This window comes from Halobacillus litoralis, assembly GCF_020171725.1.
GTDB lineage: Bacteria > Bacillota > Bacilli > Bacillales > Halobacillaceae > Halobacillus > Halobacillus litoralis_F.
This window is the reverse complement of sequence record NZ_JAIVAJ010000010.1, coordinates 33197-58529: the sequence shown is the minus strand read 5'-3', so window position 1 is coordinate 58529 and position 25333 is coordinate 33197. Positions and strand designations below refer to the sequence as shown.

Genomic DNA, 25333 nt, shown 5'->3' with positions numbered 1-25333 from the left:
ATTTTATGTCGAAGTGTTCACCAATACAACTAGCATTGGAGGTTTTTGTCGTGGCTGATGAACAATCCAGATACTCCCGCCTTGCGCAAATCACCAAACTCATTAATACGAAGCTCGATTTACGCGAAGTTCTTATGCATGTCGTTACAGCCATCTCGGAAGAAATTGTCCAATGTGATTCGGTCGGTATTTATTTACCACAAGATGATGGAACGTATCGGGGATTTGTCGGAAAACCCGAAACCATTAATGGCATGACGCTTGATATGCATGTCGTAGACCCTGCCTATGACCGTCTTGCAAAAGAAGTGATTGAGACCGGGCAGACGATTTACATCCCAGACACTTCAAAGGATGACCGCCCTGACAAACGAGCGATCAAAGCGTTCAAAATCACATCTTTACTCGTCGCCCCAGTCATTCACGAGAACCACTTGTACGGACTTGCCTTCCTATTTGATTACGGTATCCCCATGAACTTGAATGAATCTGAAATTGAATCCATCCAGGCCTACATCAATATGGCCGCTGTCGCCATTCGGAATTCGAATGATCTGAAGCGAAAAGAGAAGCTCATTTCTGAGAAACAACTGCTTCTAAACGTGACAAGAGAACTCTCACTCAGCTCCTCGATCCAGGAGGCGCTTGATATCTGCTTCCGCTACGTCGGTGAAGTACTCGACAACCATAACATCGCCGCCCACTTCCTCGACCCTGTCGCCGAACGGCAGATTACGCCTACGAGTTTGAGCTCGAACAGCGACTGGAATGAAGCGGAGTGGAAAGAGCAACATAAACGGTTGAATGTTAAGTTTGAAGAAGATCCTCTGTTTATAGAGGTGATTAGTAAAAAAGAATCCTTGTACGTACCGGACGTCAATCAGGACCCCAGGCCAAACATGGAAGTATGCCGCAACTTCAACATCAAAAGCATCTATATCCTCCCCCTCATCACCATGGGAGATGTTCTCGGAACCGTATCCGTCGTTCAATTAGGAGAGACGACGACGCATTATTCGAGATCGAGCATGCAGTTAGTAGAATCCATTGTCGATGCAACGGCTCCAGTGTTATTCAATTTAACGTACATGGAAAAGCAGGAATTGATCATACAGGACCGAACGTCCGAAGTAAGGAAAAAGAAAGAAGAATTAGAACAGGCTTTCTCAGAGCTGAAGCAGATCAGTCAGGAAAAAGAACTGATTTTGGATTCAGCAGGTGAAGGCATATTCGGAATGGATTTAGAGGGAACCATTACTTTCTCCAACCTTTCCGCTAAAAGCATCCTCGGTTACAGCAGCACAGATGAAATGAAAGGAGCCTCTCTCAGTCACATTTTAGGTGTCGACCAAGAGGATAGCGCCTCTTTCTATGATGAGATTCATTACAACAACCATAAGAGGCTCGAACGCACTTTCATTAAGAAGAACGGGAAGACATTCCCGGCTGAATATATGATCACCCCCCAACAGATCGACCAAAACGTCGTTGGGTATGTGGTCACACTGAAAGACATTACGGCAAGAAAACAAATGGAAGAACAGATCAAGTATCATGCGTACTATGACAGCGTCACGAACATTCCAAACAGAACCCTGTTTCAGGACCGTCTTAATCAGGCCCTTGCTTATGCAGAGTCACAAGAACGCCTACTAGCTGTCCTCTTTTTGGATTTGGATCGCTTCAAGCAGATCAATGAAACATTCGGTCACAGCTTCGGAGATTCCGTTCTAAGACAGGTTGCCGAAAGACTTGAGGGCGTACTGCCTAAGGAAGCCACAGTCTCTAGACAAAGTGGCGATGAGTTCGTCATCCTTCTTCCGAACGTATCCAACATGGAAGAAGTGAAAGGAATTACTGAGAATATCTTAGAAGCCTTTGTCGCCCCGTGTCATATCCATGAGCAGGAGATTTCCGTCAAAACGAGTATCGGAATCAGCCTGTATCCGGACCACGGCTTAAACGCTGAACAGCTATTAAAGCGCGCTGATGCCGCGATGTACCGAGCGAAAGAACGGACAGGAAATCAGTTCCAAGTCTATTCAGATGAACTGGAAAGCAATTCTCTTGAGAGAATCCAGCTTGAAAATGATCTGTTCAAAGCGCTAGAGCAAGAAGAGGAGTTTGTCCTCCACTACCAGCCAAAGGTTGATATGAGAACAATGGAAGTTGTCGGAATGGAAGCCTTGATCCGATGGGAACATCCGTCCTTCGGTTTACTGCCACCCAAAACCTTCATCCCACTAGCCGAAGAAACGGGAATTATTGCGAAGCTCGGAACATGGGTCATCAAGGAAGCCTGCCGCCAGCGTAAGAAGTGGTATGATCAGGGATTCCGGGAAATGGTGATGTCCGCCAACCTGTCCCCTCAACAGCTGAACCAGAAGAACCTAGTGGATATCGTAGCTCAAATCTTGCGTGATACCGGCCTTCCGGCTGAACTACTTGAACTCGAGCTGACGGAGAACCTAATCATTCACAACACCGAGCAAACGCTCGAGACGATCAAACAGTTGAAGCAGCTCGGGGTGCTTATTTCCATTGATGATTTTGGAACCGGTTACTCCTCGCTGGGCTATTTGAAGGACTTTCCGGTCGACGTCTTGAAAATTGATAAATCGTTTATTGATGAGCTGACAACCGACTCCAGCCAATCTGCAATTACAGACAGCATCATTTCCCTCTCTCAAAACTTGAACATTGGAGTCATTGCAGAAGGTGTGGAAACAGCCGAACAGGCTAATTATTTGAATAAAAAAGGATGCCATTTGATTCAAGGGTTCTACTTCAGTCCCCCGATTCCGGAAGATGAATTTCTAGACCAAGTTTCCATAATCAAACCAAAGAGGTGAACGTATGAAATCAGTTCGTGCTGTATTAGATTATTTGGTTTCTGGTGATGTTTCGTATGTATTCGGTATTCCCGCCGGTTCTGTGAATGCTTTCTTTGATGAATTATACGACACTCCGTCGATTACGCCGATTGTGACGAAGCACGAAGGCGCTGCCTCTTATATGGCAGCGGCCTATGCGAAGTATTCGGGGTCTCTTAGTGTCTGTATCGGAAGCAGTGGCCCCGGGGGCACCAACCTTGTCACTGGAGCCGCCAACGCGATGCGTGAACACCTGCCGATTTTATTTTTAACAGGAGCGGTGCCGACTGAGACGGTGGGATTGAATGCTTCTCAGGAGCTTCACGCGGATCCGATTTATCAACCGGTGACGAAGTACAGTGCGCGTGTGGACAGGGCGGAGGATTTGCTGCCGGAGATTCATAAGGCGGTGGAGATTGCTTTGTCGGGGGTTCCGGGTCCGGTCCATATTGCGATGCCGATTGATGTGCAATTGACGTCTGTTCCGTTTCAGGAGCTGCCGGCGTTCCCGATGCGTCCTCCGTTGATTACGGATGATCGTACGATTCGCAGGGTTGTCGATGTGCTGGCTGAGAGCAGGAGTGGTTATATCTTTGCTGGGCAAGGGATTCGTGGTGCGGTGAATGATGTGCTAAAGCTTGCGGAGACGTTGAACTGGCCGATTGTGACCTCTCCTCAGGCGAAGGGCTTGATTCCTGATGATCATCCACTGTTGAAGGGGATCTTCGGTTTTGCGGGACATGAATCGGCTTCTTCGTTCATTCACGAGGGTGAGGCCGAGACTGTTTTGATTCTTGGTTCGAGTCTCGGTGAAACGGCAACGAATAACTATAATCCGAAAATTAATGAAAACCGCTACACGATTCAAGTTGATTTCGATGCGTGCGTGTTCAACCGGAAGTATCCGATTGATCTTGCGGTGCATGGAGATATGGATTTGACGATTTCGGCTATGAATGCGGAGCTGAAGCATAGAGGCTATGAATGGGCGCCTCATAAAGGAGGAGTCCGTCCCTCGAAGGATACCGATGAAGCTTACAATACGCGCAATGTCTTGATGTCTCTGCAGGAGATGCTGCCGGCGACGACGAGGTACACGATCGATATTGGAGAATTCATGGCTTATGTGATTCATCATATGGAGGTTCCGACTTATGATTCGTTCGATATCAATGTTCACTTCGGTGCGATGGGGAGTGGAATCGGCAGTGCCATTGGGGCAAAACTTGCTGACCCTGAACGCCCAACGGTCTGCATCACCGGGGATGGCTGCTTCTTCATGCACGGCATGGAAGTGCTGACGGCGAAAGAATACAATGTACCTGTTTTGTTTGTCGTCATGAACAATGCCCGGCTCGGGATGGTCCATCATGGACATGCGCTCCAGTACAAGCGTGCACATGAAAGTTTTTCTCAGGAACCTGTACGGATTACGGCTATGGCGGAGTCGATGGGCATTCCATCTGCGCGGATTGATTCGATGGAAGATCTGCAGGCGGATACGATTGAACACTTGTTAAATGGAAACGGACCGGCTGTTTTGGAAATTGCGCTCGTGGATGATAACGTGCCTCCGATGGGAGATCGCGTGAAGTTTCTATCTTCGTTCGGTAAGTAATGTGTCGAAGTTGGTAACCTTTTTATGAAAGGATTGATTCGTATTCCTCTTCTCTATATGATGGAAAAAGAAGAATAGAGAGGATGCGATACTTGTGAGGTTACCCATCTTTATGATGATCATACTGTTGGTCGGAACCGCGCTTGCGGGTTGTTCGTCTAACACAGAAGAAGAGGCGCACCACGCCCATGGCGATCTTCGCGTGGAAACGGCAGCTGCTTCTGAACTCCCGTCATTTCTAGAAGAAAAACCTGAGGATATGCAATTATTATATACAGCGGTAGGGCAGAGCCAGGATCTGCTTCAACAGATCCCCTGTTACTGCGGATGTGGAGACAGTGTAGGTCACCGGAATAATTATGATTGTTTCATTTATGAAAACAAGGACTCCGGCGCCGTCGTGTGGGATGACCATGCAACGAAATGTGCCGCATGTCTGGATATCGCAGCGAAAGCGATCATCGACTATCAGGATGGGCATTCGATTAAAGAGATTCGGGAAAATATCGATGCCGCTTATGAAGAAGGCTACGCTAAGCCTACTCCAACGCCGGCTGTTTCATAAAAGAAGGAAACCGCACCTTAAATGGTGCGGTTCTTTATTTTTCATAGAAAAAGAAGCCCCGTCTTAGACAGGACTTCTCGTATAGACAGTTATTCAATGATTCTTCACGCCGTGTGGATCACTCTTATGGCTTCCGACTTCATCGCCGCCCTGGCTCGGTACAGCCTGGACTTCACGCAAGCTTGCGTAAGTCCGAGCTCCTCGGCAATCTCTTTTTCCCGCTTCCCCTCCAGACAGCTGAGCTTCAGGACGATTCGCAGTTTCGGAGGAAGGGTGGAAATCGCATGGAACGTCTCCTCGATTTGAAGGCGCTGCTCGACTACGTCTTCGACATCGAGCGTGGCATCCTTAAAGGGAAGCTCTTCTATCGGAAGGGTGACAAGCCGCTTCTCCTTCCTAAGCCAATCGATCGCTTTTCGAGTGGCAATCGTCGACAACCAGGCTCCTACTTTGGCTTCATCCTTAATTTCATCCATTCTGTCATGGGCTTTGATGAAGGTCTCCTGCAGGATATCCTCTGCCAGGCTGGAATCCCTGGTCATCTTTAAGGCAGCGTAATAGACGCGGTTATAGTGTTCGGTATAAAGGTTATTGAATGAACTGTCCATATTGATCGACCTCTATTCATTGAAATGTTCCGCTACAAATGCGGGAACGTCATCGCGTGAAGCTGATTGTGTGTATTCCGTGTATTCTTCGTCGTTTTCAGGAAAAATGACCATCAGATAATCACGGTCTTCCCACGTACTTTCAAGCCCGATGGTCTCATGAATCTCTTCAGGATCCGTAATGGTGAAAGGATTCAATCCTTCCTTGCCTTTGATTGCCTCCCACATATCATTCGAATGATCAAAGTCTGTATCCCATCGATAAAACTCTACGCGGTCAATCTCCTCTGTCTGCAGAAGGGCCTCATCGTATTGCCCGATTTCTTTCAACCAATCGATTGTGTTTGTGTACGATTGGTCGATGGATAGATTGTAATTTAAATCGTAATTGAGCATCTGCCTTGGCTGAAGAGGATCGATCTGAACATGACTGGGTGCGCCATCATTTGTATTCAAATCTTCATAGGACAAGGAGAAGAGGTCCGTTCTCATAGCCTCAAGCAAGCCTTCTATTTCTTCTGTATCGTTCAACTTGGCTCTCGTAGAATAGCCGAAGAATTCAGGTGCGATTTCTAACGTTCTAACTTCTTCCGCTTGCAAGCTCGTAATCGGATAAGCCAGTTCCTTGTAATCTCTTGTTTCTACAAGAGCGGCCATCTCTTCTTTAATTTTGTCTTCCTCGACATAATATTGACGGGTGACTTCTTTTCCATTTTTCAAATTGTAATGGATAAAGCGCGGATACCCATCCGGCACGAAACCTTGTTCTTGGTTTATAAGGGCTTCCTGTAATTCCTGGGTCGCTTGAATGGATTCGCTGGACGTCATAAGAGCATCACGGTCACTTCTTTTGTAATTCCGATAGTCATGGTGAGATGTACCATAGAACACACTCTCTACTTCTTCTACTTCCGGTATATAGGTTTCATAGGGCTTCCATAGGAGAGGCAGGAGAACAATCAACAGTCCTACTCCAACTCCATACACTCCGATTTTTTTCAGTTGACGAAGGTTGAAGATCCGCCACGTTTTCTCGAGTAACATCGCCGGTAAAACAAAGCCGATGATGCCACCGATTACGTATCCCGCTACAAGCCATGCGTAGCTTTGTTCAGAAGCGAATGCCCAACCGAATGTTAACGAAAAGCAAAGCATCGTGCATAAGAGGAATATCGGCTTCAACCAGTATACTGAAATAGCCTGTGACGTTGTTTCCAGCGCTCTTCTTTTATAAGAGAAGCGGGCTAAGAAATAGAACACAACCGAAATGATCAGATAGACAAGTTGATGCATATACTCGGCAGGTAATGGTTCTTCACTGCCAGAATACCCATTAAAGCTGAGCGTGTCCGTTATGGGTGATAAATAGTAAAAATTCCTTCCATCCCATAAGTCTGGTCCTAACCCAGTTGTAAAGAGGCTCACATTAAAGGTGATGATGGTGAACAGCCCCATTGGAAGTAATAGCAGAATGATGGTCAGGACACCTTGCACCGCTGACAACCCCGTAACACTCCCTACGAAAATACCACTCATAAACACGAGTAGAGTAAGCGCGACCATAAAGAGCGTCCATTGTCCTATATCAGCCAAATCGTAGTAATAGCTTACATCCATCGACCAATGGAAAATGAGCATGATCAAGGTAATCAGGAAGATTGGGGTCAATAGAAGAACAATCCCTGATAAGAGTCGGTACGTAAACAACTTCTCCCTTTTGATCGGTAGGCTGTGAATGAAATCTGATGAGGATCTCACGTGCATATACCGCATCAGGAAAATCGACATGAACAAAGAGGCAACTATCGCCAATATAGTTTGTAGGTAGAAAGCAAATAGTACAGAGAACAGTCCATGTTCATACTCTAAGCCCCGCCTCACCTCATCCAAATCCATTATCAACGACATTGGAATAATGAAGAATAGGCCTACGAAATAGATAATCCCGATCCATCCGACATTCCGGAAATCCTGCTTGAACAACTCTTTTTTAAACCAGGACGTTTTCGATGGCATAACCAGCACCTCCCATTTCGTAGATGAAGATCTCTTCCAGCGTCAGCGGAAGACGATCGAAGATGACAGGCTGATAGCTCTTGATTGTTTCGGTCACCTTCTGTTCGTCACCTCGGACGAAAAGCAGTCTTACCGTTCCCCGCTTCTCTTCATGGAGAATATCGAGATCACGCTTAAGAAGAGCGTCCTGATCCTGTTTGAATGCGACTTGGACTTTATGAATATCTGATTTCAAATCATCCAAGTCCCGCTCAAGGAGAACCTGCCCTTTATGTAAAATACCGACGTGGTCACAAATATCTTCTACTTCGCGCAGGTTATGGGATGAGATCAAAATCGTCATTTCGCGTTCGGCCACATCCTGGATCAACAGGTTACGGATTTGCTGGCGCATGACCGCATCCAGTCCGTCGAACGGTTCATCAAGGATCAATACATCCGGCATAGCAGATAGCGAAAGCCAGAAGGCGACTTGGCGCTGCATTCCTTTGGAGAACTGACTGATTTTCTTCTTTTCTTCCAACCGGAATACTTGTTTTAATTTCTGGTAACGTTCTTCGTTCCATGTTCCATAGACACCCTGATAGTAGCGGGCCATCTGTTTGACTGTGTACTGAGGAAGGAAATAGAGTGAATCCGGCAAGAAGACAAGCTTCTCTTTGATCGATTCATTTTCAAATACAGGCTCTCCCAGTACGTTGACGTCACCGGATTTTTGTTTAAGAATGCCGGCAATCGTCCGCATCAATGTCGTTTTACCAGCGCCGTTCGAACCAAGCAGCCCGTAGATGGAGCCACGCTTGACGGAGAAGCTGACATCGTCCAGGACGGTCTCTTTTTCAAAAGTCTTCGTTACACTGCGTACTTCAATCATCATTGTCCCCTCCCTCTACTTCGCGGAGCAGCGACTGGATCTCTTCGGTTGTAATGCCAAGATACATCGCCTCTGCGAAAAGCTTCTTCAATTCTTCACGCACTTTATTCAACTCCTCTTGATTCTCAGACTTCGTAACGGGATGGACGAAGCTCCCCTTCCCTTTTTGCGAATAAATATAGCCCTGTGACTCAAGCTCCCTGTAGGCCTTCTGAATCGTGTTAGGGTTGATGGTCAACTGCTGGGCCAATTCTCTGACCGAAGGAAGTTTCTCGTCTTCCTTGAGCACATCGTTGATAATGAGCTCTTTCAGCTTTTCGACAAGCTGCTCATAGATCGGCTTTCGACTTCTAATGTCCAACTCGAACATTCACGCACCTCCTCGGCCGACTGTATTAACTGTATTAATATTTGTAGTACAGTAATTAGTATAGCGGAACGGAAATGATTTGGAAAGAGGAATTTGTATTTTTTTCAAAACAAAAAGCACCCGGGTCAGGTGCTTTTACTTCGGTAGATCGTTATTGGGGAGACTGTAAAATTCACGAATATAGCTGTAATCCCCCGCCATCCTGCCAACGGGCTTCAGCTTGTCCGGGTTCACTTTATCCTTCTCCATATAGACGTCATCATGAATGTGATAGCCGACCACCGTTCCTAAAACGAGGCTGTTTGTGCCGACTTCTACGACTTGATCGAGCTCACATTCCATTTGGACCGGAGATTCTGCCACTCTCGGTACATCGACGAAGTCCCCTGGTTCTGCCTGTGTTCCTGCTTTTTCAAATTCATCTTCCTCCGGCGAGTATTGAAGGCTCGTTTCGTGCATCTGGTTCGCCAATGACTCCGATACGATATTCACGATAAACTGTCCGGTCTCTTTTATATTAGCCAAAGTATCCTTATCTGACGCCCCGCCTCCTACAGAAAAACAGAGCGTGATCGGATTCATTGATGCAACGGTAAAAAAGCTGAACGGGGCCAGGTTACGTGTTCCGTCACGGCTGATGGTGGAGACCCAGGCAATCGGGCGTGGAACGACTGCTCCCTTAATGAGCTTACTCATGTCGTGGTTTTGAAATTGGTCTTTATGAATGCGCATGTGTGATCTCTCCTTTCTCTCATCATACGATAGATTGAATCAGGGATCACTTTTGTTTCAAATTGTATATAAAGGGAATATATGGGTTAACAATCATTTAGGAGGAATCGATTTGCAGGATTTCTGGAGCTCTTTCGAGGAAGGACTGGCTACGGTCTCCAACTTTTTGTGGACCTATCCACTGGCTATTTTACTCGTTCTCGGTGGGATTTTTCTAACGATCCGGATTGGCTTTTTCCAATTTCGTTTCTTCGGTCACGTGCTGCATCAAACGATTGGACAGATCTTTAAGAAAACGAAGCAGAAAGGCACTATTACACCGTTTCAGGCTTTCACATCTGCCCTCGCTTCAACAGCCGGAGCGACGAACATCGTCGGAGTGCCTGTTGCGATTTCACTCGGAGGTCCAGGGGCTTTGTTCTGGATGTGGGTCGTTGCGCTGATCGGGATGGCCACGAAGTACTCGGAAATCCTGCTCGGCATGAAGTATCGTGAGAAGAACGACAAAAATGAGTGGGTTGGCGGACCACAGTACTACATAAAAAAAGCGCTCGGTTGGAAATGGGTTTCCACCGCTTTCGCCTTCTTTCTCATGATCGAGTTGATTCCAAGTACGATGGTGCAGTCGAACTCGATTGCCACTCAGACACAGGGTGCATTCGGCTGGTCCGTTTACATTACCGGCGCAGTGATCTGTGCGGCTATTGCACTCGTCGTATTCGGAGGGATCAAGAGAATTGCTAAGGTGACTGACAAGCTCGTCCCCGGCATGGTGCTCACCTATTTAGCCATCTGCCTATACGTCATTTTTGCCAATGTGGATCAGCTCCCTCATGTCTTCGGTTTGATCTTCTCGAGTGCCTTCACTCCGATTTCTGCGACAGGTGGTTTTGCCGGGGCTGCGATTGCAGAAGCGGTAAGATGGGGTACGGCCAGAGGGTTGTATTCCAACGAAGCCGGACTCGGGACCGCTCCAATCGCCCATGCCGCTGCCAAAACAGATCACCCGTCGAAGCAAGCGTTATGGGGAATCTTCAGCGTATTTGTCGATACCATCGTCATCTGTACCATCTCAGGCATCACCGTGCTGGTCACAGACGCATGGACACAAGTCGAACGATCCGACGCCTCGAACATGATCAACGTCGCGATCGGCAACGAACTCGGAGACGCATTCGGCAGCAGCTTCATCTCCGTCTTTTTACTATTCTTTGTCATCACGACCATCGGAATCTTGATTTTCTATGGAGAAAAACAAGCCGAGTACCTCTTCGGGCTGAAAGCTGCACGCGCCATGAGGATCGTCTACATTCTAGCCGTTTTCGTCGGCGCAATCGGCGGCCTTCAGTTCGTATGGCAGTTCCTTGACCTACTGCTCGCCTTCGTCTTATTAGCCAACATCATACCACTGCTCTTTTTACACAACGAAATTGCCGCTCTCACAAAAGATTACGTGAACCGCGTGTATAAGAAGAAGACAAAAGAGAAGTCGATCGAGTTGTTTGATGAAGATGCAGGGTAAAGAAAAAAAGCAAGCGGAATCGTCCGCTTGCTTTTTGTATAAGTGTTGAAAAGTACTTGTCTCGATTAATTTTTTAATAAACGAATTTTTATCGATATGCTGGATAGATGAGCTATGGTGAATGTTTGCACAGATAACGACTTAGAACCTTATTGTCATAAGGTTCTGGAGTCACTTTCAACGTAAAGTGGGGTGGAAAATGGCGAGACTCCTGCGGAATTATACGGACCACGACGAGATCCACTCAGGCTTTAGCCTGAGTTAGCTCGGCGTCCGCCGCCGGAAAGCGAGTTATTTTCCACCCCACGCAGCACTCTATTCCATCCAGAACCCTTCTCAACAACCTGTAAAAGAAGCAAGCGGGATGGTCCGCTTGCTTTGTTTCTATCTTAGGAATACGTGGTCTCCGATTACGACCGTTACTTCTTTTGCAGCCAGATATGCACTGGATGCTTTATCAGGGTTATAGAAAAATAGTGAGTTATTGTCATAGCCTTGGTAAGCGAGCGCTTCATAGACGGCAGCCTCAGATTGCTGGCTAGCCGGCTGATAGATCTGCCCATTGCTTACGGGCGTGAATTGATAGTCTTGATAGATGACCTGACGCAGGGTATCCGGGAACAAGTCACTCTCGACACGGTTCAATACAACCGTCGCCACAGCCACTTTGCCGGCATAACTTTCACCCTTTGCTTCAGCTTCCACCAGTCTTGAAAGCAAATCAATCTGGCTTTCGTTCAAGGTGACGGGAAGCTCAAGGCGCTCACCAGGGTAAATCATCGAGCTTTGCTTGTCGTTCAGTTCCATGAGTTGATAAGCGGAGATTCCATAATCTTTGGCGATGTTATAAAGTGTATCGCCACGGTCTACGATGTGCACTTCCTTGTCTGCTGCTACTGGAGATGCTGCCCATAGTACGCCGGTAAGCATCACCGCAAGCATCAGAAGTTTCTTCATGTTGTTCCAACCTCCCTGTCACGTTTACGATATATAAGTTAACAAAAAGTCTGAATGATTTCACTATTAATTCTTTCCACTATTACCAGTTGCGATGTTTTACTTTTCTGGTATATAGGTATAGTCTAAAACGGCAATACTTATAGAAAAGTAGGTGAGTGAATGCTCGATACTCATGCGCGCAAATATGTTCAACCGACGATTGATAAAACCGCATTCTTTTTCCTGAAGCGGGGGCGTACTGCGAATCAGGTGACGATTGCGGCGTTGATTATAGGTGTTTCAACGAGTTTCCTGTATGTATGGGGACTTCCGGTCGTGGCTGTCTTTATGCTTTGGTTATCCGGTTTTCTCGACGCGGTCGACGGTACAATGGCGCGGCATACCAAGCCTTCTCCATTCGGAACTGTCATGGACGTGACGTTTGACCGGATCGTCGAAATCGGTATGATCCTCGCCATTGCGTATGTCCACCCGGATATGCTCTGGCCGTTACTGCTATTGAGTGTGTCCATTATTGTGTCGATGACGATCTTCCTCGTGGTCGGAACGGTCTCTGAAAAAGCAGGAATGAAGTCATTCTATTACCAGGCCGGGGCAGCCGAGCGGACAGAAGGGTTCATTTTTTTCAGTATCATGCTTCTCTTCCCTGACTTCCTCTGGTGGTCGACGATGGCGTTCTTCGTCATTGAACTCTTCACAGGCGGCCAGCGATTCCTCGAGGCGAAACGTATATTATCATAATAAAAACGACTGCCTCTCGTGCGCAGTCGTTTTATTAATATTCAATTTCTCCACCTGCGACGCGTTTCGCACCGCGGATGCCGGCGATGTCTTCGATCAACTTCAGAACAGCATGATCCTTGTCCTTCGCTTCGATCATAAAATCGACGGGCTCGCCTTGTGACTTGAGTTCCTTGAGTAACGGACGTATGAAATCAAGGTCCACAGATCCGGCATGGCTGCGGTATTCTTTTTCATTCTTCGGGGACGAAATATGAATCTTAGGCGGAACCGGCATATGATCCCACGTCTTGAAAAACCTCGGCAGCAAAGTCTCCAGCGACTCCTCTTCGGTATGGTTCGCCATATAGTGGTGATAATCGAACATCATCGGAATCGCTTCTTTTTCACAAACCTCAAGCGTCTCTGTCGTCGTGTACGTCTTGTCATCGTTCTCAAGGGTCAACTGCTTCTTGATCGGTTCGGGCAGCTGCTTCAAATTCTCATGAAAACGCGCCACAGCCTTCTCCTTATCGCCGTATGCCCCGCCAACATGAATGTTGATATGACTCTCCTCATGCAGATCCATCGCCTGAAGCATCGCATAATGATACTCAAGATCCTTAACCGCATTCGCCGTCACATGCGGCTTATCACTCGTGAACAACGTAAACTGATTCGGGTGAAAACTCGTCCTCAGACGATGGCGCCTCACAATCGAACCAATCTCCTCATACAGCGACTGAAACGGCGTAATATAATCCCACGGCACCTCATCATGCGTCGCAAGCGGCGCAATCGATGAAGAAAACCGGTACAACGGCAGCTCATGAGCCACATTAAAATGCAGATTGCGAATCGTATTCTGTAAATTGCGCTCCGTAATGCGCTCAAGCTCCTGGACCTGCGTATCCGGATCCAGCTTCTGATAGCGGGCGAATGTCATGGTCTTGGCTGGAGTAGCTTCATAGAGTGAGAGCGCATGAGATACATAACCAAATCGAATTCTCATCACGTGAACTCCTTCCTCCGTCAACTGTTCCCAAATTGGAGGGGTTTTATTCTTGATGAGTGTATCTTAAATCTCTTTCCGGAGTGCGTCTCTCCTCTAGGGCACGGCTTTCTCCTCCCGAGCGCGACTTTCTCCTCCCGGGCGCGATTTCCTTTCCCCGGGGGCGACTTTCTCTCCCCGGGCGCGACTTTCTCCTCTCGGGCGCGATTTCCTCTTCCCGGGCGCGACTTTCTCTCCCCGGGCGCGACTTTCTCCTCCCGGGCGCGACTTTCTCTTTCCGGGCGCGATTTCCTCTTCCCGGGCGCGACTTTCTCTCCCCGGGCGCGACTTACTCTCCCCGGGCGCGACTTTCTCTCCCCGGGCGCGGTTTCCCCACTCCGGGCGCGACTCCCTCTCTCAGCGCAGCTGGTACTTTGTAGAATTGCCCTTTTTCACAACACCAAGGGAAAACTTCAGCAATAACCTTCGCGCAACATGCCGAGAGCTGATCTTCAAGTATTTCATGTCCTCATTTGTCGTGATGAATGGCGATATCAAGTATGCATACTCCTTCAACGCTCGTTCGTGTGCAGATTTACTTTCATGATTACAATACTTACAACACCATTTGTACCGTTCCCTCCGCATATAATAACGCCCACACCCCGGGCACCGCACTCCGTTGATCAACTCCCTTCTCTTCACACCGAACCGCTTCATCACGTTCGGTATCAGATCACGGTGGGCTTCCTTCAGCGCGTACGCGAGACGGGTCAGCTGATCTTTTTTCAATCCAGGGCCGCCGGGGTTGATGTTTTGAATGGTGTTATAGAGCGAGGTGGCGCGGATGACCAGGGGTTCCGGAACGACGAATTCCAGCGTGCACCGCTTATTCGCCATGACGACGAGATGGTAGACGGGCATTTCCAAGCCGTAGTCCTTGAGCCACTTTTTCAACAGCCGCGCCTGGCGTTCTGTTTGTTCGACGGGACATGTATCGCCGACTGAGGTGCCGTCTTCTTTTATGATTTTCATTTGTTTGGATGTTCGGTCGATGGTGATTTGGCCTGTTCGATTTTTCACTTCAAGAATTAATGCATACTTTGGAAAAAGGAGGAGGGTGTCGATTTGGAAGTGGGCCACGGCATCAGGGAGCCTGAGGTTATATAGGGTGAGGTGGTGGTCTTCGATATATTGGAGGTGGAACGGAATGGAGGATTCGCCGTGGAACCCGGCTTGATGGTGGCTGAAGTTTTCTTCGATCAGAGGGGCTTCAGGGTGATCGGGTGGGATGCGGGACAGGAGGTACTCGTGGGACAGAAAGTTGATGGAGGAATCGAGTTCTTTCACAATCATCGTATCATTCCTTTTTTTAAAAAGGCGGCTGACTTTCTGCAGTCAGCCGCGCTTCTATTTATCGTACGTTCATTTCTGAAGGTTTCGGTCCTTTGCGTTCGCCGCGGTCGAGTTTGTTGATTTGATCCATGTCTTCTGTTGAAAGCTCAAAGTCGAAGACGTCAAAGTTTTCCTCGATGCGGTGAGGGGTTACGGACTTCGGAATGACGATGGATTCGCTTTGCAGGTGCCAGCGGATGACGACTTGTGCTGGGGTCTTGCCGTGCTTGTCCGCGATGGATGTCACGACGTCGTCCTTCAGTACTTCGCCACCTTGCATGAGCGGGCTCCATGCTTCTAAGTGAATGCCGTGCTTGCGGCAGAATTCTTTCAGTTCGTTTTGTGCAAGGTATGGGTGGCACTCGACTTGGTTAACAGCCGGTTTCACGTCACACTCGTCCATCAAGCGCTCCAAGTGCTCGACGTCAAAGTTACATACGCCGATCGCTTTTGTTTTGCCGTCTTTCTGCAGCTGTTCAAGCGCCTTGTAGGTTTCCACATAATCGTCGTACTCAGGAGTCGGCCAGTGGATCAGGTAAAGGTCGACGTAATCGAGGCCAAGCTTGTCCAGGCTTGTTTCCATCGCTTTGATCGTGTTGTCATAGCCTTGGTCCGTGTTCCACACTTTTGTCGTAATGAAGATTTCATCACGGCCCAGTCCGCTCTGCTTAATGGCTTCACCGACTTGTTTTTCGTTGCCGTAGATGGCTGCTGTGTCGATGTGGCGGTATCCTGTTTCGAATGCTTTTTTGAGAGCAGGTACAGCTTCATTTTCTTCGACCTGCCATACACCGAAACCAAGCTGAGGCATCTCTACTTGGTTATGTAGCGATTTTGTTTTCATATTTAAGACTCCCTTTCTAAATGGATTACATTCAAATCGTAGCACAAGCACGCTTCCAAATGCCGGTATTTTGCTCATATATAAAAGCACCGTTCTCCCGTTAACGAGGAGTCGGTGCTTTCGGATAGATCGTGATCATTTTGTACATTAAGAAGCCGAAAATCCCGAAAAACAGGATGGCACTGATCGAGTTCGGTACGAATAAATTTTTCAAAATGACGCTCAAGATCAGCGGGATGGTGGAAGCGTAGGCGGTCATCTTCCACAACTGCTGATAGGCGAGTTTACGGCGCAGCAGGTTCTTCATGACGAGCGCCGCTCCTGCGAAAATCGATACCCCGACAATGATCAGGAAAATGATCAACAGCGGATAGAAGACAAAGACTTGAGCCAGGTATAGACCGCGTGATACCTCGGTCAAATCAGAGTCGAGCCGGATGATGGTGGCGATCATATCCGGTAAAAACAGAATGGCTAAGAGCAGAAACAAATAGCCGATCGTATGCGTGATGCCTTTGCGGTTAAGGTGGAACATCGCTTCCTTTTTCGGTAATCGGAAGCTGTTCAATAATGAATCGATCATTCCCATGTGCTCCTCTTATTCAGCGTAAAACGCGAGTTCTTCTTCGATCTTCGTGCGGATCTTCTCCAGTGCTTCTTCCGGTGTTTTGCCGAAAACGCGTGAGCCATTGACGATGGCGTATGGTCTGACGGCGCACATGCCACAGAAAGAGAGGCACTCGTTCATGAGTACGGCCACTTCAGGGTATTCGGACTCGATGATGCTTTCGATGTCCAGTTCTGTGATCAGGTTCCCATCACACACTTCGACAACAACAATCCCCATGCGAACATACTCCTTTCTACCTTAAGCTAATCCTAAAATCTCGCGTGCATATTGTTCGTCTTTTTTCATTTGCTCCACAAGGACGTCCAACCCTTGGAAATCGGTCTCGTCACGCAGATGGCGGAGAAACTTCACGGATACTTCCTGGTCATACAAATCACCGGAAAAGTCCATCACGTAAGCCTCTACCTTATAAGAGCTTCCGTTTACGACGGGACGGTATCCGGCACTGATGAGTGTATAGTAGTAAGCCTGCTTCACTTGCACAGTCCCGAGATAAACGGCTGGTTTTACTTCGGCATATTCATTGATGTCGCCGAGGTTCAGCGTCGGAAAACCAAGCTGGCGGCCGAGCTGTTCTCCTTTTTCCACGACACCTGTCAGTTCGAATGGGCGGCCGAGCATCGACTGCACTGCCTCCATCTTCCCTGCTTCTACAAGCTCACGAATACGGCTTCCCGTAATCGGTGCGCCTTGGTGTTCAGCATCTTCAACGACCGTGACCGGCACTTCAAGTTCCGGCAGTTCAGCCGCTGTCGACTTACCGACAATAAGCCGCGAGACCTGTGCGTTGTTTATCAATTCTTGAACGGCGACAGGTTTGGTACAATAGTAAAAACGGTCCACCCCAAGTTCTGACAGAAGGCGGACTTGATCCTGATAAGATGTGAGCCCACTTGAAGACGGAAGACTGCAGACTGCTGTATCCATTCCTTCCTCTGCGTAAGCACGGGCGGATTCAAGCAGGTGCTGATGACCGAGATGGACACCGTCGAATGCCCCCAGTACAAAGATCTCCGGTCGTTTGGATTGTGGCAGGTTCTCTGTTACTTCAATTGTCTCCATCTCTAACCTCTCCCTTAACGTATCGTTCTACCCTTATTTTACACCATGTCCATTGAAGCAACCACTGATCCATTTTTCAACTAAAACGATTGGAAGTGATTCGATGATTGAGAAAGCCAGAAACTTCGCGATAAAAGCCCATTCAGGCCAAAAAAGAAAAAGCTCAGATGAAGACTATGTCCACCATCCGATTCGTGTGGCCGATCAGCTTCAGGAAGCCGGTTTTGCAGAGGCTGTGGTGTGTGCTGGATACTTACACGATGTCGTCGAAGACACGGACGTTACGATGGAGGAAATTGAAGCGTCGTTCGGAGAGGAAGTGGCAGAAATCGTAGCAGCACATACCGAAGATAAACAAAAAACGTGGCAGGAGCGGAAACAACATACCATCGATGTTGTCCTTGAAGCACCTCTTCCCGTTAAGGCCCTGATTGTCGCCGATAAACTCGACAACCTGCGCTCGATCAAAGAGGGATTGGACAAACACGGACAGGAACTGTGGAACGATTTCAACGCAGGGCATGAAAAACAGAAATGGTACTACCAATCGATCGCCGAGGTCATGGACAAGAACACCACAACCACACCGCCCTTTTTTGAAACCTATCGAACCCTCGTATATCAGACGTTCTAACTGGTCTCATGTGGACAGTTTACAGTATTGATCGAGCGTCAGGTGTTTCAAGAACGGCGTTACTGAGATAATTCATAATACAGGCCTGTTTATACCTTTCATCATACAGTGGGGTGGAAAATGACGAGACTCCAGCGGGATTAAACGGACAATGGCGAGATCCTCAGCTACAAGGAATAAGGATGTTCGAACTAAAACCGCCACATCGTGTGGCAACATCGAACGACCCAACGTCCTGTTGGGCCGCCGGAAAGCGAGTTATTTTCCACCCCACTGTCCACTTAATCAAAAAACAGGCTCGCCATGCACACTAAAAAAGTCTAGAGCACAAGACTCTAGACTTTATCAAAAACCGGCGGATAGTACCGTTCTATAATATCTTCATCTGAATGAGGGATCTCTTCTCCTCTGACAATCTGAGCGTTGTTGATACAACCACTTGTCAGCAGAATAATATCATTTTCCTTACCCAGCTCTAACGAACGGCGTACGCCATCTTCACGCGTCAACGTCGTGTGGATGTTCGTTGCATCAGGCATTCGGAAGCCCGTTTTCACCTGCTCCACGATAATGCGGGGGTCATGGTAACCCGGGTGATCGACTGTGACCACGACGTCATCCGCCTGTCCGTCAATCGTCGCTGCCATCTTCGGCATTTTGTTGAAGTCACGGATGCCAATTCCGGCAATCATGACAATCAGACGATTGTATTTCAGCTTTTTCACTTCTTCCACAAGCCGATTCAGAGCCACAGGAGTGTGGGCATAATCTAAAATCACCTTTTGGTTGAGAGGTGTTTGAATGACTTGGAAGCGTCCTTCGGGTCCTTCCATATGAGGAAGCACTTTGATGATATGTTCCAATGAATAATCTAAGTGTAGAGCTGTCCCGATAGCTGACAATACATTGGCGACATTGTACGTACCATAGACCGGCACATACACCTCATAGGAGGAGCCTTGATAGCTCAATCTGAAGAAAGAACCTTCTTCCATGACTTCGATGTCATCAGCTCTTAGATCAGCCTCCGGATGTCCATTGATGGAATACGTAAGCATCGATTCATGGTGAGCCTCAATCAAATCCTGCCCCATTCCGTCATCATCGATATTGATGACTTGAGCAGACGCCTGTTGGAACAGCCGCATCTTACACGCTTTATAATGTTCAATCGTATGATGGTACTCTAAATGCTCTTCAGAAAAATTCGTGTGAATGGCGACATCAAATTGAATGCCTTCCACCCGCTTCTGATCGAGCGCGATCGAAGAAACCTCCATCACAGCTGCACGGTCCTCCAACGCATACAAATCGTTGAAGATGTGGTGTAGATCCGCAGATTCCGGAGTCGTCGGCGTGCTCTTTTTATATGGAAGCTTCTCATAAGATGACCAAATCCCAGTCGTTCCAATCGATCCCGTCGGGAGTCCAAGCAGAGTCAAAAGCGAGCGGACATACGCCGCTACGGTCGTCTTGCCGTTCGTACCCGTCACGCCGATCATCTTCATCTGTTCATCGATTCGACCGTAGTAATGCTTAGAGAATGCTGCCATGGCAGAACGAATATCTTCTACAACGATAAAGGTTTTGTCGGGGTTTTTCATACTTGTTTCCTTCAAGATTTCGGCCTCGGTCCCGATGACAACAGATGCACCGCTTTCGAGAGCTTCTTCCATATAAAAGTGACCATCATATGTTTCTCCTTTGATGGAGAAAAACGCAGACTTCGGCTCGACTCGTTTGGAATGAAAGGAAAGGCTGTAGACCTCTTGTTCAGAAGGCCCCAAAACATGTGTATGGTTCATATGTTGTAACGTTTCAAAGTTTATCTTCATTATCATTTCCTCACTCTTTGTATAGTCTTTATCGTCGTCCAATCTACATCAAAGTATGTACCCCGCCATAATGAAACTTTATGAAGGTTACATATATATTACCACTAGTTCGGAGAATTGGTATCCATTCATTTTCCCGCTCTTTTATCTAACCAAACTCAGAAGATAAAAAACAGGTCGATTGCCTCCTATAAATGGAATAAATAGGATTAGGGGTATAAAAAACGTAAGATCCCTAAGCTCACGTTTCCCCATTCAAAAGACGATATGTACGCCCCTGAAACTTCACGTAAACCTCAAATTCAGGCTCCTTTTTCAAAAACCGTTCTATGTAATCCCCTGTCGTATAGACCGATTCAAAGTGCAGTCTATAGAGGAACCCTTCAGGTGTCTCCTCGACCAGCCTCAAGTTCTGCTTTTCCACCTTACGTCCAAGATAGGACTCTAATTCACCTTTCGGATAAATCAAGAACCTGAGACCCTGATATTCAAAAGCACCGATCCGGTCCTCCGAATGAAACGTCATCATGTACCGAAGCCCGCGCAGTTCCTCATCGGACGCAGAGTCCCTAATCGTTGCAGCCTTTTGCTCAATCGAAACGAGAGACAGCGGATACGGATTTTCTTCTACGACGGGCAGAGAATGAGGACCAGGTATGGCGTGTGATTCTTCTCCCAGAACGACCGTGATCATCAACGTCACAAACAGCCCGATGATGACGATCCCTAACCATTTCTTATTCATTGCACACCTCTCCCCCCTCCATTTTACAGAACGAGTCTCTTCTTGTTCAATCCAAAAAACACGCACTGGGAGAAATGCCAGTGCGCGTTTTCTTAAACCGTTCGTAATGGACGTTCAGCTTCAGGCTTCTGGCCTTTGACCATGAGAATCGTCAAGCTGATCAGCGTCACGAGAATCGTTGCTCCCATATCCGAGAGAATCGCGACCCAGAGCGTCAGCCAGCCCGGAATCGTGAGAAGCAGGGCCATCAGCTTCAACCCGAGCGCAAGCCCGATATTCAGCTTCACAACAGCGTTCACCCGCTTCGCAATCCGAATCGCATCAGGCAGTCTGCCAAGGTGATCCTGCATCAGAACGACATCAGCCGTCTCAATCGCACTGTCCGTCCCTTTTCCCATAGCAATGCCTAAGTCAGCCGTCGCAAGAGCCGGCGCATCATTGATACCATCACCGACCATCGCCAGCGTATGCCCCTCTTTCAGTCGCTTCACCCTGCCTACTTTCTCTTCAGGTAAAAGCCCGGCATACACATCCGTCATCCCGATCTCACCGGCCACTTTATCCGCCGTCGCCTGGTGATCGCCTGTCAGCATAATCGTCTGCTTCACGCCCGCTTCATGCAGGCGCTTGATCAACGTACGACTCTCTTCACGGATTTCATCTGCCACACCGTACAAACCAAGCAGATTCTCCTCATCCGATACGAGCACCAGCGTGTAACCCGCACGTCGCATCTCTTCCACATCCGCCTTCTGCTCATCTGAAAGCGACAAATGCTGAACCGTCTTCTCACTTCCCATATAATACGAAGCGCCGTCGATGACAGCCGCCATCCCTTTACCAGGAACCGCCTGCACATCCTCCGCCTCGAGCATCCGAACCGAACGACGTTCCACCTCTGCCATCACCGCTTTCGCAATCGGGTGGGACGAATGCCGCTCCATCGCCCCCGAAATTTCGTAAAACCGCGCCTCATCATACACCTTCGTCTGATGAACCGCCGGCTCGCCTTTTGTCAGCGTCCCCGTCTTATCAAACGCAATGGCGTCCACTTTCCCAAGCTTCTCTAAAAAAACGCCGCCTTTTACGAGAATGCCTGCCCGCGCGTTCTTCGTAATGCCCGACACGATCGCAATGGGGGAGGATAAAATTAACGCACACGGACAACCTACGATGAGAACCGCGAGTCCTTGATAGAACGAGGCGCCCCATTCCGCTCCGAACACGAGTGGCGGAATGATCATGACAAGGATGGAAACGACCATGATCAGCGGTGTGTAATACTTCGCGAAGCGGTTGATAAACAGCTCCGTCGGCGTCTTCATCTCCTGCGCTTCTTCCACAAGGTGGAGAATCTTCGCTAACGACGAATCCTCATAAGGCTTCGTAATGCGGACTTTCAACAGTCCCTCATTGTTGATGCTTCCACCATACAACGCTTCTCCACTACTTTTTTCCACAGGCAGTGACTCACCCGTAATTGCCGCTTCGTTCACTGAACTGACGCCTTCCACGACAATGCCGTCGGATGGAATCTTCTCGCCTGCTTTGACGAGGACGATGTCATCCTTCTGAAGCGATTCGATCGATACGACCTGCTCGGCTCCGTCCTTCAGCAAGGTCGCTTTCTTCGGCGCCACATTCAGCAGCTTCTCCATTGAGCTTCTCGCTTTTTCCATACCGAGACCTTCGAGGTATTCGTTCAACCCGAACAGGATCGCGACCATTGTCGCCTCACGCCATTCCCCGATGGCGACCGCTCCGATAAGCGCAATCGTCATCAAGGTGTCGATGTTGAACTTGAATTTGACGAGGTTCTTTGCGCCTTTGATAAACGTCTGATAACCACTGATCGCCATAGCCGCCACGTACATCGCCACGATGACACCGTTTGATACGACGGGGGCAAGCACGAACGTCATAGCGAAGATCGCAGCGGATAGGATGACGAGCATCTTCATATCCGGACGCCACGATGATGGCTCCTCGTCGTCGACAAGCGAAGCACCGTCCGTTTTTAAAATTCTCCGGATCGACTTCATATCGACGTCGTCCTCTACGACCAGCTTACTTGATGAAAATTTGATTTCTGTCTTCTCCCCGTTGTCGAGCTTCTGCATTTCCGTCTGCATTTCTCTCGCACAGTTCGCACAAGACAGACCTTGTAATTTGTATTCCTTCATGGGATTCTCCCTCTCTCCTAATGGTGAAGAGCGTGATTGATCGTCTGCTGCAGAACATTGATGACGTGATCATCATCGTTCGAATAAAATAGTGTCGTTCCCGCTCTGCGGTATTTCACTAAGCGCAGATTCTTGAGGAACCTGAGCTGGTGTGAAACGGTCGATTGCCTCAACTCCAGCGTTTCCGCGATTTGATTCACCGACATTTCCTGCTCACAAAGCAAATGCAGAATACGAATCCGCGTCGGATCCGACAATGCTTTGAATGTCTGGGAAACGACAAACAACGTTTCCTCATCTAATTGTTCGACTTCGTTCGTTTTCTTTTCTTCTTTTGATTCATTATCCATACTCTCCACCGCCTTATATGCACATATATTCATATATACACTTATCGTATGTTCCTGCTCCAGTTTTGTCAACGCATTTTCGGAAAGGTTTAGCCCTTTTTTGTATCGGGAAAATGAAGAAATGTGTTCGGTAGATAAGCAGATGATTTGCTGATGCTTGATTACAGTGATTACAATGCTGATGTAGCTTTTTAAGAACAAAGGCGCAAGCGCCCTGGTAGCTCCAGTAGTGGAAGTTCGACTAAAAGCGCAACGTCCTGTTGCAACGTCGAACTGACCTGCATCCGCAGGCCCAAGCAAAACGCCCGTAGGAAGGCGAACTTTCCTTCCGCAGGGTGGGTTTTACGATCGCGAGGAGCTGGGCGCTGGAGCCGGACGTCAACTATCCGGCAAGTGTGATTCACAACGTCCCAATTGTATAATTTCCTAAGCTGAATAAGGAGGAGTGTTTGAAGATGTCTAAGAAAGTACTCATGGTTTTGACCAATCATAAAAAAATCAACGATGAACTCACAACAGGTCTATGGCTATCCGAGTTCGGTGAAGCTTACAATGAATTCGATAAACAAGGTTACGAGGTGACCGTCGCAAGTCCACAAGGCGGAGAAGTACCGATTGATGCGAACAGTGTAAGCGAAGATGAACCGCAGGAAATTCTGGATACCAAGCCGCATCTTGAAAATACAACACCGATAACCGACTTATCTGCAGAAGATTACGATGCCATCTTCCTGCCAGGCGGTCACGGTACGATGTTCGACTTGCCGGATAACGAGAAACTTCAACAACTACTTCGCGAGTTCTATGAATCCGATAAAATCGTCGCAGCCGTATGCCACGGTCCAGCAGGTCTTGTTGGTGCGACCCTTTCCAACGGAGATCCACTTGTGAAAGGGAAACGTGTAAGTGCCTTTACGGACGCAGAAGAACGCGAAACACAACTCGATGCGTACATGCCGTTCCTGCTTGAGAGCAAGCTGAACGAACTAGGCGCAGAGGTTCAGTCAGGCGAAAACTGGGCTACTCATTACGAAGTAGACGGTAATCTGATCACAGGACAAAACCCACAATCTACAGAAGTTGTAGCGAAAGAAGTCGCGAAACAACTGAATCAATAAAGCAGAAAGAGGACCTGGAAACAGGTCCTCTTTTTTAGTCTGTTGAGTAACTTCCCTCAACAGCCTCTTTTTTTCTTAGGAGTGTTTCTTGTGTCTATGACATGAAAAAACTAGCTCCAAGAAGCGGTTCAGAAAGACAAAGTACACAACCGTGAACACGATCGCAAAGACGAGCACAACAATCAGGACAATTGTAGTTAGTAGCCCACCAGCAAACAGAGCCGCAACCGCAACTCCTGCCAAGGCGATCGGTACAAGGAACAGTGCAAAGAAGGCAAGGCCTACTCCCAGTGAACCCCAATGATCGTTCAACATATTTTTCACCCCCTGCCTTTAGGATATGTGGCAGGGAATTTAAATCTTGTACGGGTAACTAGATTATCCAAAAATGGTTGTTCTACTAGAGACTGTAGTAGGCTCAAAATACTTTATGAATGGTGCTTCCCGAAAACTCCTCTAATATACCGACGCAGAAAGGCAAAGTACAAAACGAGGTAGATCACCGCCAGAACGAGGACCGAAATTAAGATATTCGTAATGAACGGAGCCGCGGACACAGGGGCTAGGAGCGCTCCAATTACCATACCCGCAAGGCCAATTGGTGCTGCAAAAAGCCCGAAAAAGGCCAGCGCAAGTCCAAGTGTTTGATTCCAATGACAGTTCCCCATTTTTTCACCTCCTCCTATC

General features: G+C 48.0%; 25 protein-coding genes. 7 read left to right on the top strand and 18 right to left on the bottom strand.

From position 1 onward, the window contains the following. Positions 1 to 50: 50 nt before the first annotated feature. From LCM20_RS17815 to LCM20_RS17805, 3 genes are all read left to right on the top strand, one after another. Entirely contained in the window at positions 51 to 2852 is a 2802-nt protein-coding gene (locus LCM20_RS17815) for an EAL domain-containing protein (RefSeq protein WP_225196843.1), read from the top strand. 4 nt (positions 2853 to 2856) lie between these two features. Beyond that, positions 2857 to 4491, top strand: a complete 1635-nt coding sequence (locus LCM20_RS17810; RefSeq protein ID WP_225196842.1) for a thiamine pyrophosphate-binding protein — start codon at positions 2857 to 2859, stop codon at positions 4489 to 4491. A gap of 112 nt (positions 4492 to 4603) precedes the next feature. Further along, on the top strand, positions 4604 to 5056 hold the full coding sequence (locus LCM20_RS17805; protein WP_225196841.1) for a PCYCGC domain-containing protein: 453 nt from the start codon (positions 4604 to 4606) through the stop codon (positions 5054 to 5056). A 104-nt stretch (positions 5057 to 5160) separates the two neighbouring features. Here LCM20_RS17805 and LCM20_RS17800 read toward each other — a convergent pair whose 3' ends face one another. The 5 genes from LCM20_RS17800 to LCM20_RS17780 form a co-directional block, all read right to left on the bottom strand. Continuing rightward, positions 5161 to 5664: an RNA polymerase sigma factor gene (locus LCM20_RS17800; protein WP_225196840.1), complete on the bottom strand. Its 504-nt coding sequence runs from the start codon at positions 5662 to 5664 to the stop codon at positions 5161 to 5163. 12 nt (positions 5665 to 5676) lie between these two features. Next, positions 5677 to 7680 (bottom strand): DUF6449 domain-containing protein, encoded by a 2004-nt coding sequence (locus LCM20_RS17795; protein ID WP_225196839.1) that lies wholly within the window; start codon positions 7678 to 7680, stop codon positions 5677 to 5679. After that, entirely contained in the window at positions 7655 to 8554 is a 900-nt protein-coding gene (locus LCM20_RS17790) for an ABC transporter ATP-binding protein (protein ID WP_225196838.1), read from the bottom strand. The genes LCM20_RS17795 and LCM20_RS17790 overlap by 26 nt, the downstream gene beginning before the upstream one ends. Further along, complete coding sequence (locus LCM20_RS17785) at positions 8547 to 8924, bottom strand: GntR family transcriptional regulator (RefSeq protein WP_225196837.1); 378 nt, start codon at positions 8922 to 8924, stop codon at positions 8547 to 8549. Before LCM20_RS17785 ends, LCM20_RS17790 begins: the two co-directional genes overlap by 8 nt. A 135-nt stretch (positions 8925 to 9059) precedes the next feature. Beyond that, positions 9060 to 9656 carry a flavin reductase family protein gene (locus LCM20_RS17780; RefSeq protein WP_225196836.1) on the bottom strand — a complete coding sequence of 199 codons (597 nt, stop codon included), beginning with the start codon at positions 9654 to 9656 and terminating at the stop codon, positions 9060 to 9062. Between the two features lie 112 nt (positions 9657 to 9768). Here LCM20_RS17780 and LCM20_RS17775 point away from each other — a divergent pair, with 112 nt between their 5' ends. Further along, positions 9769 to 11178: an alanine/glycine:cation symporter family protein gene (locus tag LCM20_RS17775; RefSeq protein WP_225196835.1), complete on the top strand. Its 1410-nt coding sequence runs from the start codon at positions 9769 to 9771 to the stop codon at positions 11176 to 11178. Between the two features lie 384 nt (positions 11179 to 11562). Here the strand turns inward: LCM20_RS17775 and LCM20_RS17770 are convergent, their stop codons facing one another. Then, positions 11563 to 12135 carry a cell wall hydrolase gene (locus tag LCM20_RS17770; protein WP_225196834.1) on the bottom strand — a complete coding sequence of 191 codons (573 nt, stop codon included), beginning with the start codon at positions 12133 to 12135 and terminating at the stop codon, positions 11563 to 11565. Positions 12136 to 12297: 162 nt separating this feature from the next. Between LCM20_RS17770 and LCM20_RS17765 the strand changes: the two genes are divergently transcribed. After that, positions 12298 to 12879, top strand: coding sequence for a CDP-alcohol phosphatidyltransferase family protein (locus LCM20_RS17765; protein WP_225196833.1), 582 nt, complete (start codon positions 12298 to 12300; stop codon positions 12877 to 12879). A gap of 34 nt (positions 12880 to 12913) precedes the next feature. Here the strand turns inward: LCM20_RS17765 and uvsE are convergent, their stop codons facing one another. The 6 genes from uvsE to LCM20_RS17735 form a co-directional block, all read right to left on the bottom strand. Continuing rightward, on the bottom strand, positions 12914 to 13870 hold the full coding sequence (uvsE, locus tag LCM20_RS17760) for a UV DNA damage repair endonuclease UvsE (RefSeq protein WP_225196832.1): 957 nt from the start codon (positions 13868 to 13870) through the stop codon (positions 12914 to 12916). A gap of 396 nt (positions 13871 to 14266) precedes the next feature. After that, entirely contained in the window at positions 14267 to 15205 is a 939-nt protein-coding gene (locus tag LCM20_RS17755; RefSeq protein ID WP_225196831.1) for a nuclease-related domain-containing protein, read from the bottom strand. 58 nt (positions 15206 to 15263) lie between these two features. Beyond that, positions 15264 to 16088 (bottom strand): aldo/keto reductase, encoded by an 825-nt coding sequence (locus LCM20_RS17750; RefSeq protein ID WP_225196830.1) that lies wholly within the window; start codon positions 16086 to 16088, stop codon positions 15264 to 15266. Positions 16089 to 16188: 100 nt separating this feature from the next. Further along, on the bottom strand, positions 16189 to 16671 hold the full coding sequence (locus tag LCM20_RS17745; protein ID WP_225196829.1) for a DUF1189 family protein: 483 nt from the start codon (positions 16669 to 16671) through the stop codon (positions 16189 to 16191). A 15-nt stretch (positions 16672 to 16686) separates the two neighbouring features. Beyond that, positions 16687 to 16935, bottom strand: a complete 249-nt coding sequence (locus LCM20_RS17740) for a YuzB family protein (protein WP_225196828.1) — start codon at positions 16933 to 16935, stop codon at positions 16687 to 16689. A 21-nt stretch (positions 16936 to 16956) separates the two neighbouring features. Continuing rightward, entirely contained in the window at positions 16957 to 17781 is an 825-nt protein-coding gene (locus tag LCM20_RS17735) for a riboflavin kinase (RefSeq protein ID WP_225196827.1), read from the bottom strand. Between the two features lie 52 nt (positions 17782 to 17833). Here LCM20_RS17735 and LCM20_RS17730 point away from each other — a divergent pair, with 52 nt between their 5' ends. After that, positions 17834 to 18415, top strand: a complete 582-nt coding sequence (locus LCM20_RS17730; RefSeq protein WP_318247331.1) for an HD domain-containing protein — start codon at positions 17834 to 17836, stop codon at positions 18413 to 18415. A gap of 335 nt (positions 18416 to 18750) precedes the next feature. Here LCM20_RS17730 and LCM20_RS17725 read toward each other — a convergent pair whose 3' ends face one another. The 4 genes from LCM20_RS17725 to LCM20_RS17710 all read right to left on the bottom strand — a co-directional run bounded on the left by LCM20_RS17725 (position 18751) and on the right by LCM20_RS17710 (position 23528). Continuing rightward, a complete protein-coding gene (locus tag LCM20_RS17725; RefSeq protein ID WP_225196826.1) occupies positions 18751 to 20250 on the bottom strand; it encodes a UDP-N-acetylmuramoyl-L-alanyl-D-glutamate--2,6-diaminopimelate ligase in 1500 nt (499 codons plus the stop codon). Between the two features lie 241 nt (positions 20251 to 20491). Beyond that, the gene (locus LCM20_RS17720; RefSeq protein WP_225196825.1) at positions 20492 to 20995 is read right to left on the bottom strand and encodes a hypothetical protein; all 504 of its coding nucleotides are present in this window, start codon (positions 20993 to 20995) and stop codon (positions 20492 to 20494) included. A gap of 92 nt (positions 20996 to 21087) precedes the next feature. Next, positions 21088 to 23178, bottom strand: a complete 2091-nt coding sequence (locus LCM20_RS17715; RefSeq protein ID WP_225196824.1) for a heavy metal translocating P-type ATPase — start codon at positions 23176 to 23178, stop codon at positions 21088 to 21090. Between the two features lie 17 nt (positions 23179 to 23195). Beyond that, positions 23196 to 23528 carry an ArsR/SmtB family transcription factor gene (locus LCM20_RS17710; RefSeq protein ID WP_225196823.1) on the bottom strand — a complete coding sequence of 111 codons (333 nt, stop codon included), beginning with the start codon at positions 23526 to 23528 and terminating at the stop codon, positions 23196 to 23198. A gap of 455 nt (positions 23529 to 23983) precedes the next feature. On the opposite strand from LCM20_RS17710, the gene LCM20_RS17705 reads away from it, so the two are divergent. Then, positions 23984 to 24646, top strand: a complete 663-nt coding sequence (locus LCM20_RS17705) for a type 1 glutamine amidotransferase domain-containing protein (RefSeq protein ID WP_225196822.1) — start codon at positions 23984 to 23986, stop codon at positions 24644 to 24646. A 75-nt stretch (positions 24647 to 24721) separates the two neighbouring features. Here the strand turns inward: LCM20_RS17705 and LCM20_RS17700 are convergent, their stop codons facing one another. Together LCM20_RS17700 and LCM20_RS17695 are read right to left on the bottom strand one after the other, a co-directional pair. Further along, the gene (locus LCM20_RS17700) at positions 24722 to 24961 is read right to left on the bottom strand and encodes a hypothetical protein (RefSeq protein WP_225196821.1); all 240 of its coding nucleotides are present in this window, start codon (positions 24959 to 24961) and stop codon (positions 24722 to 24724) included. 113 nt (positions 24962 to 25074) lie between these two features. Continuing rightward, on the bottom strand, positions 25075 to 25314 hold the full coding sequence (locus LCM20_RS17695; RefSeq protein WP_225196820.1) for a hypothetical protein: 240 nt from the start codon (positions 25312 to 25314) through the stop codon (positions 25075 to 25077). Positions 25315 to 25333 lie beyond the last annotated feature (19 nt).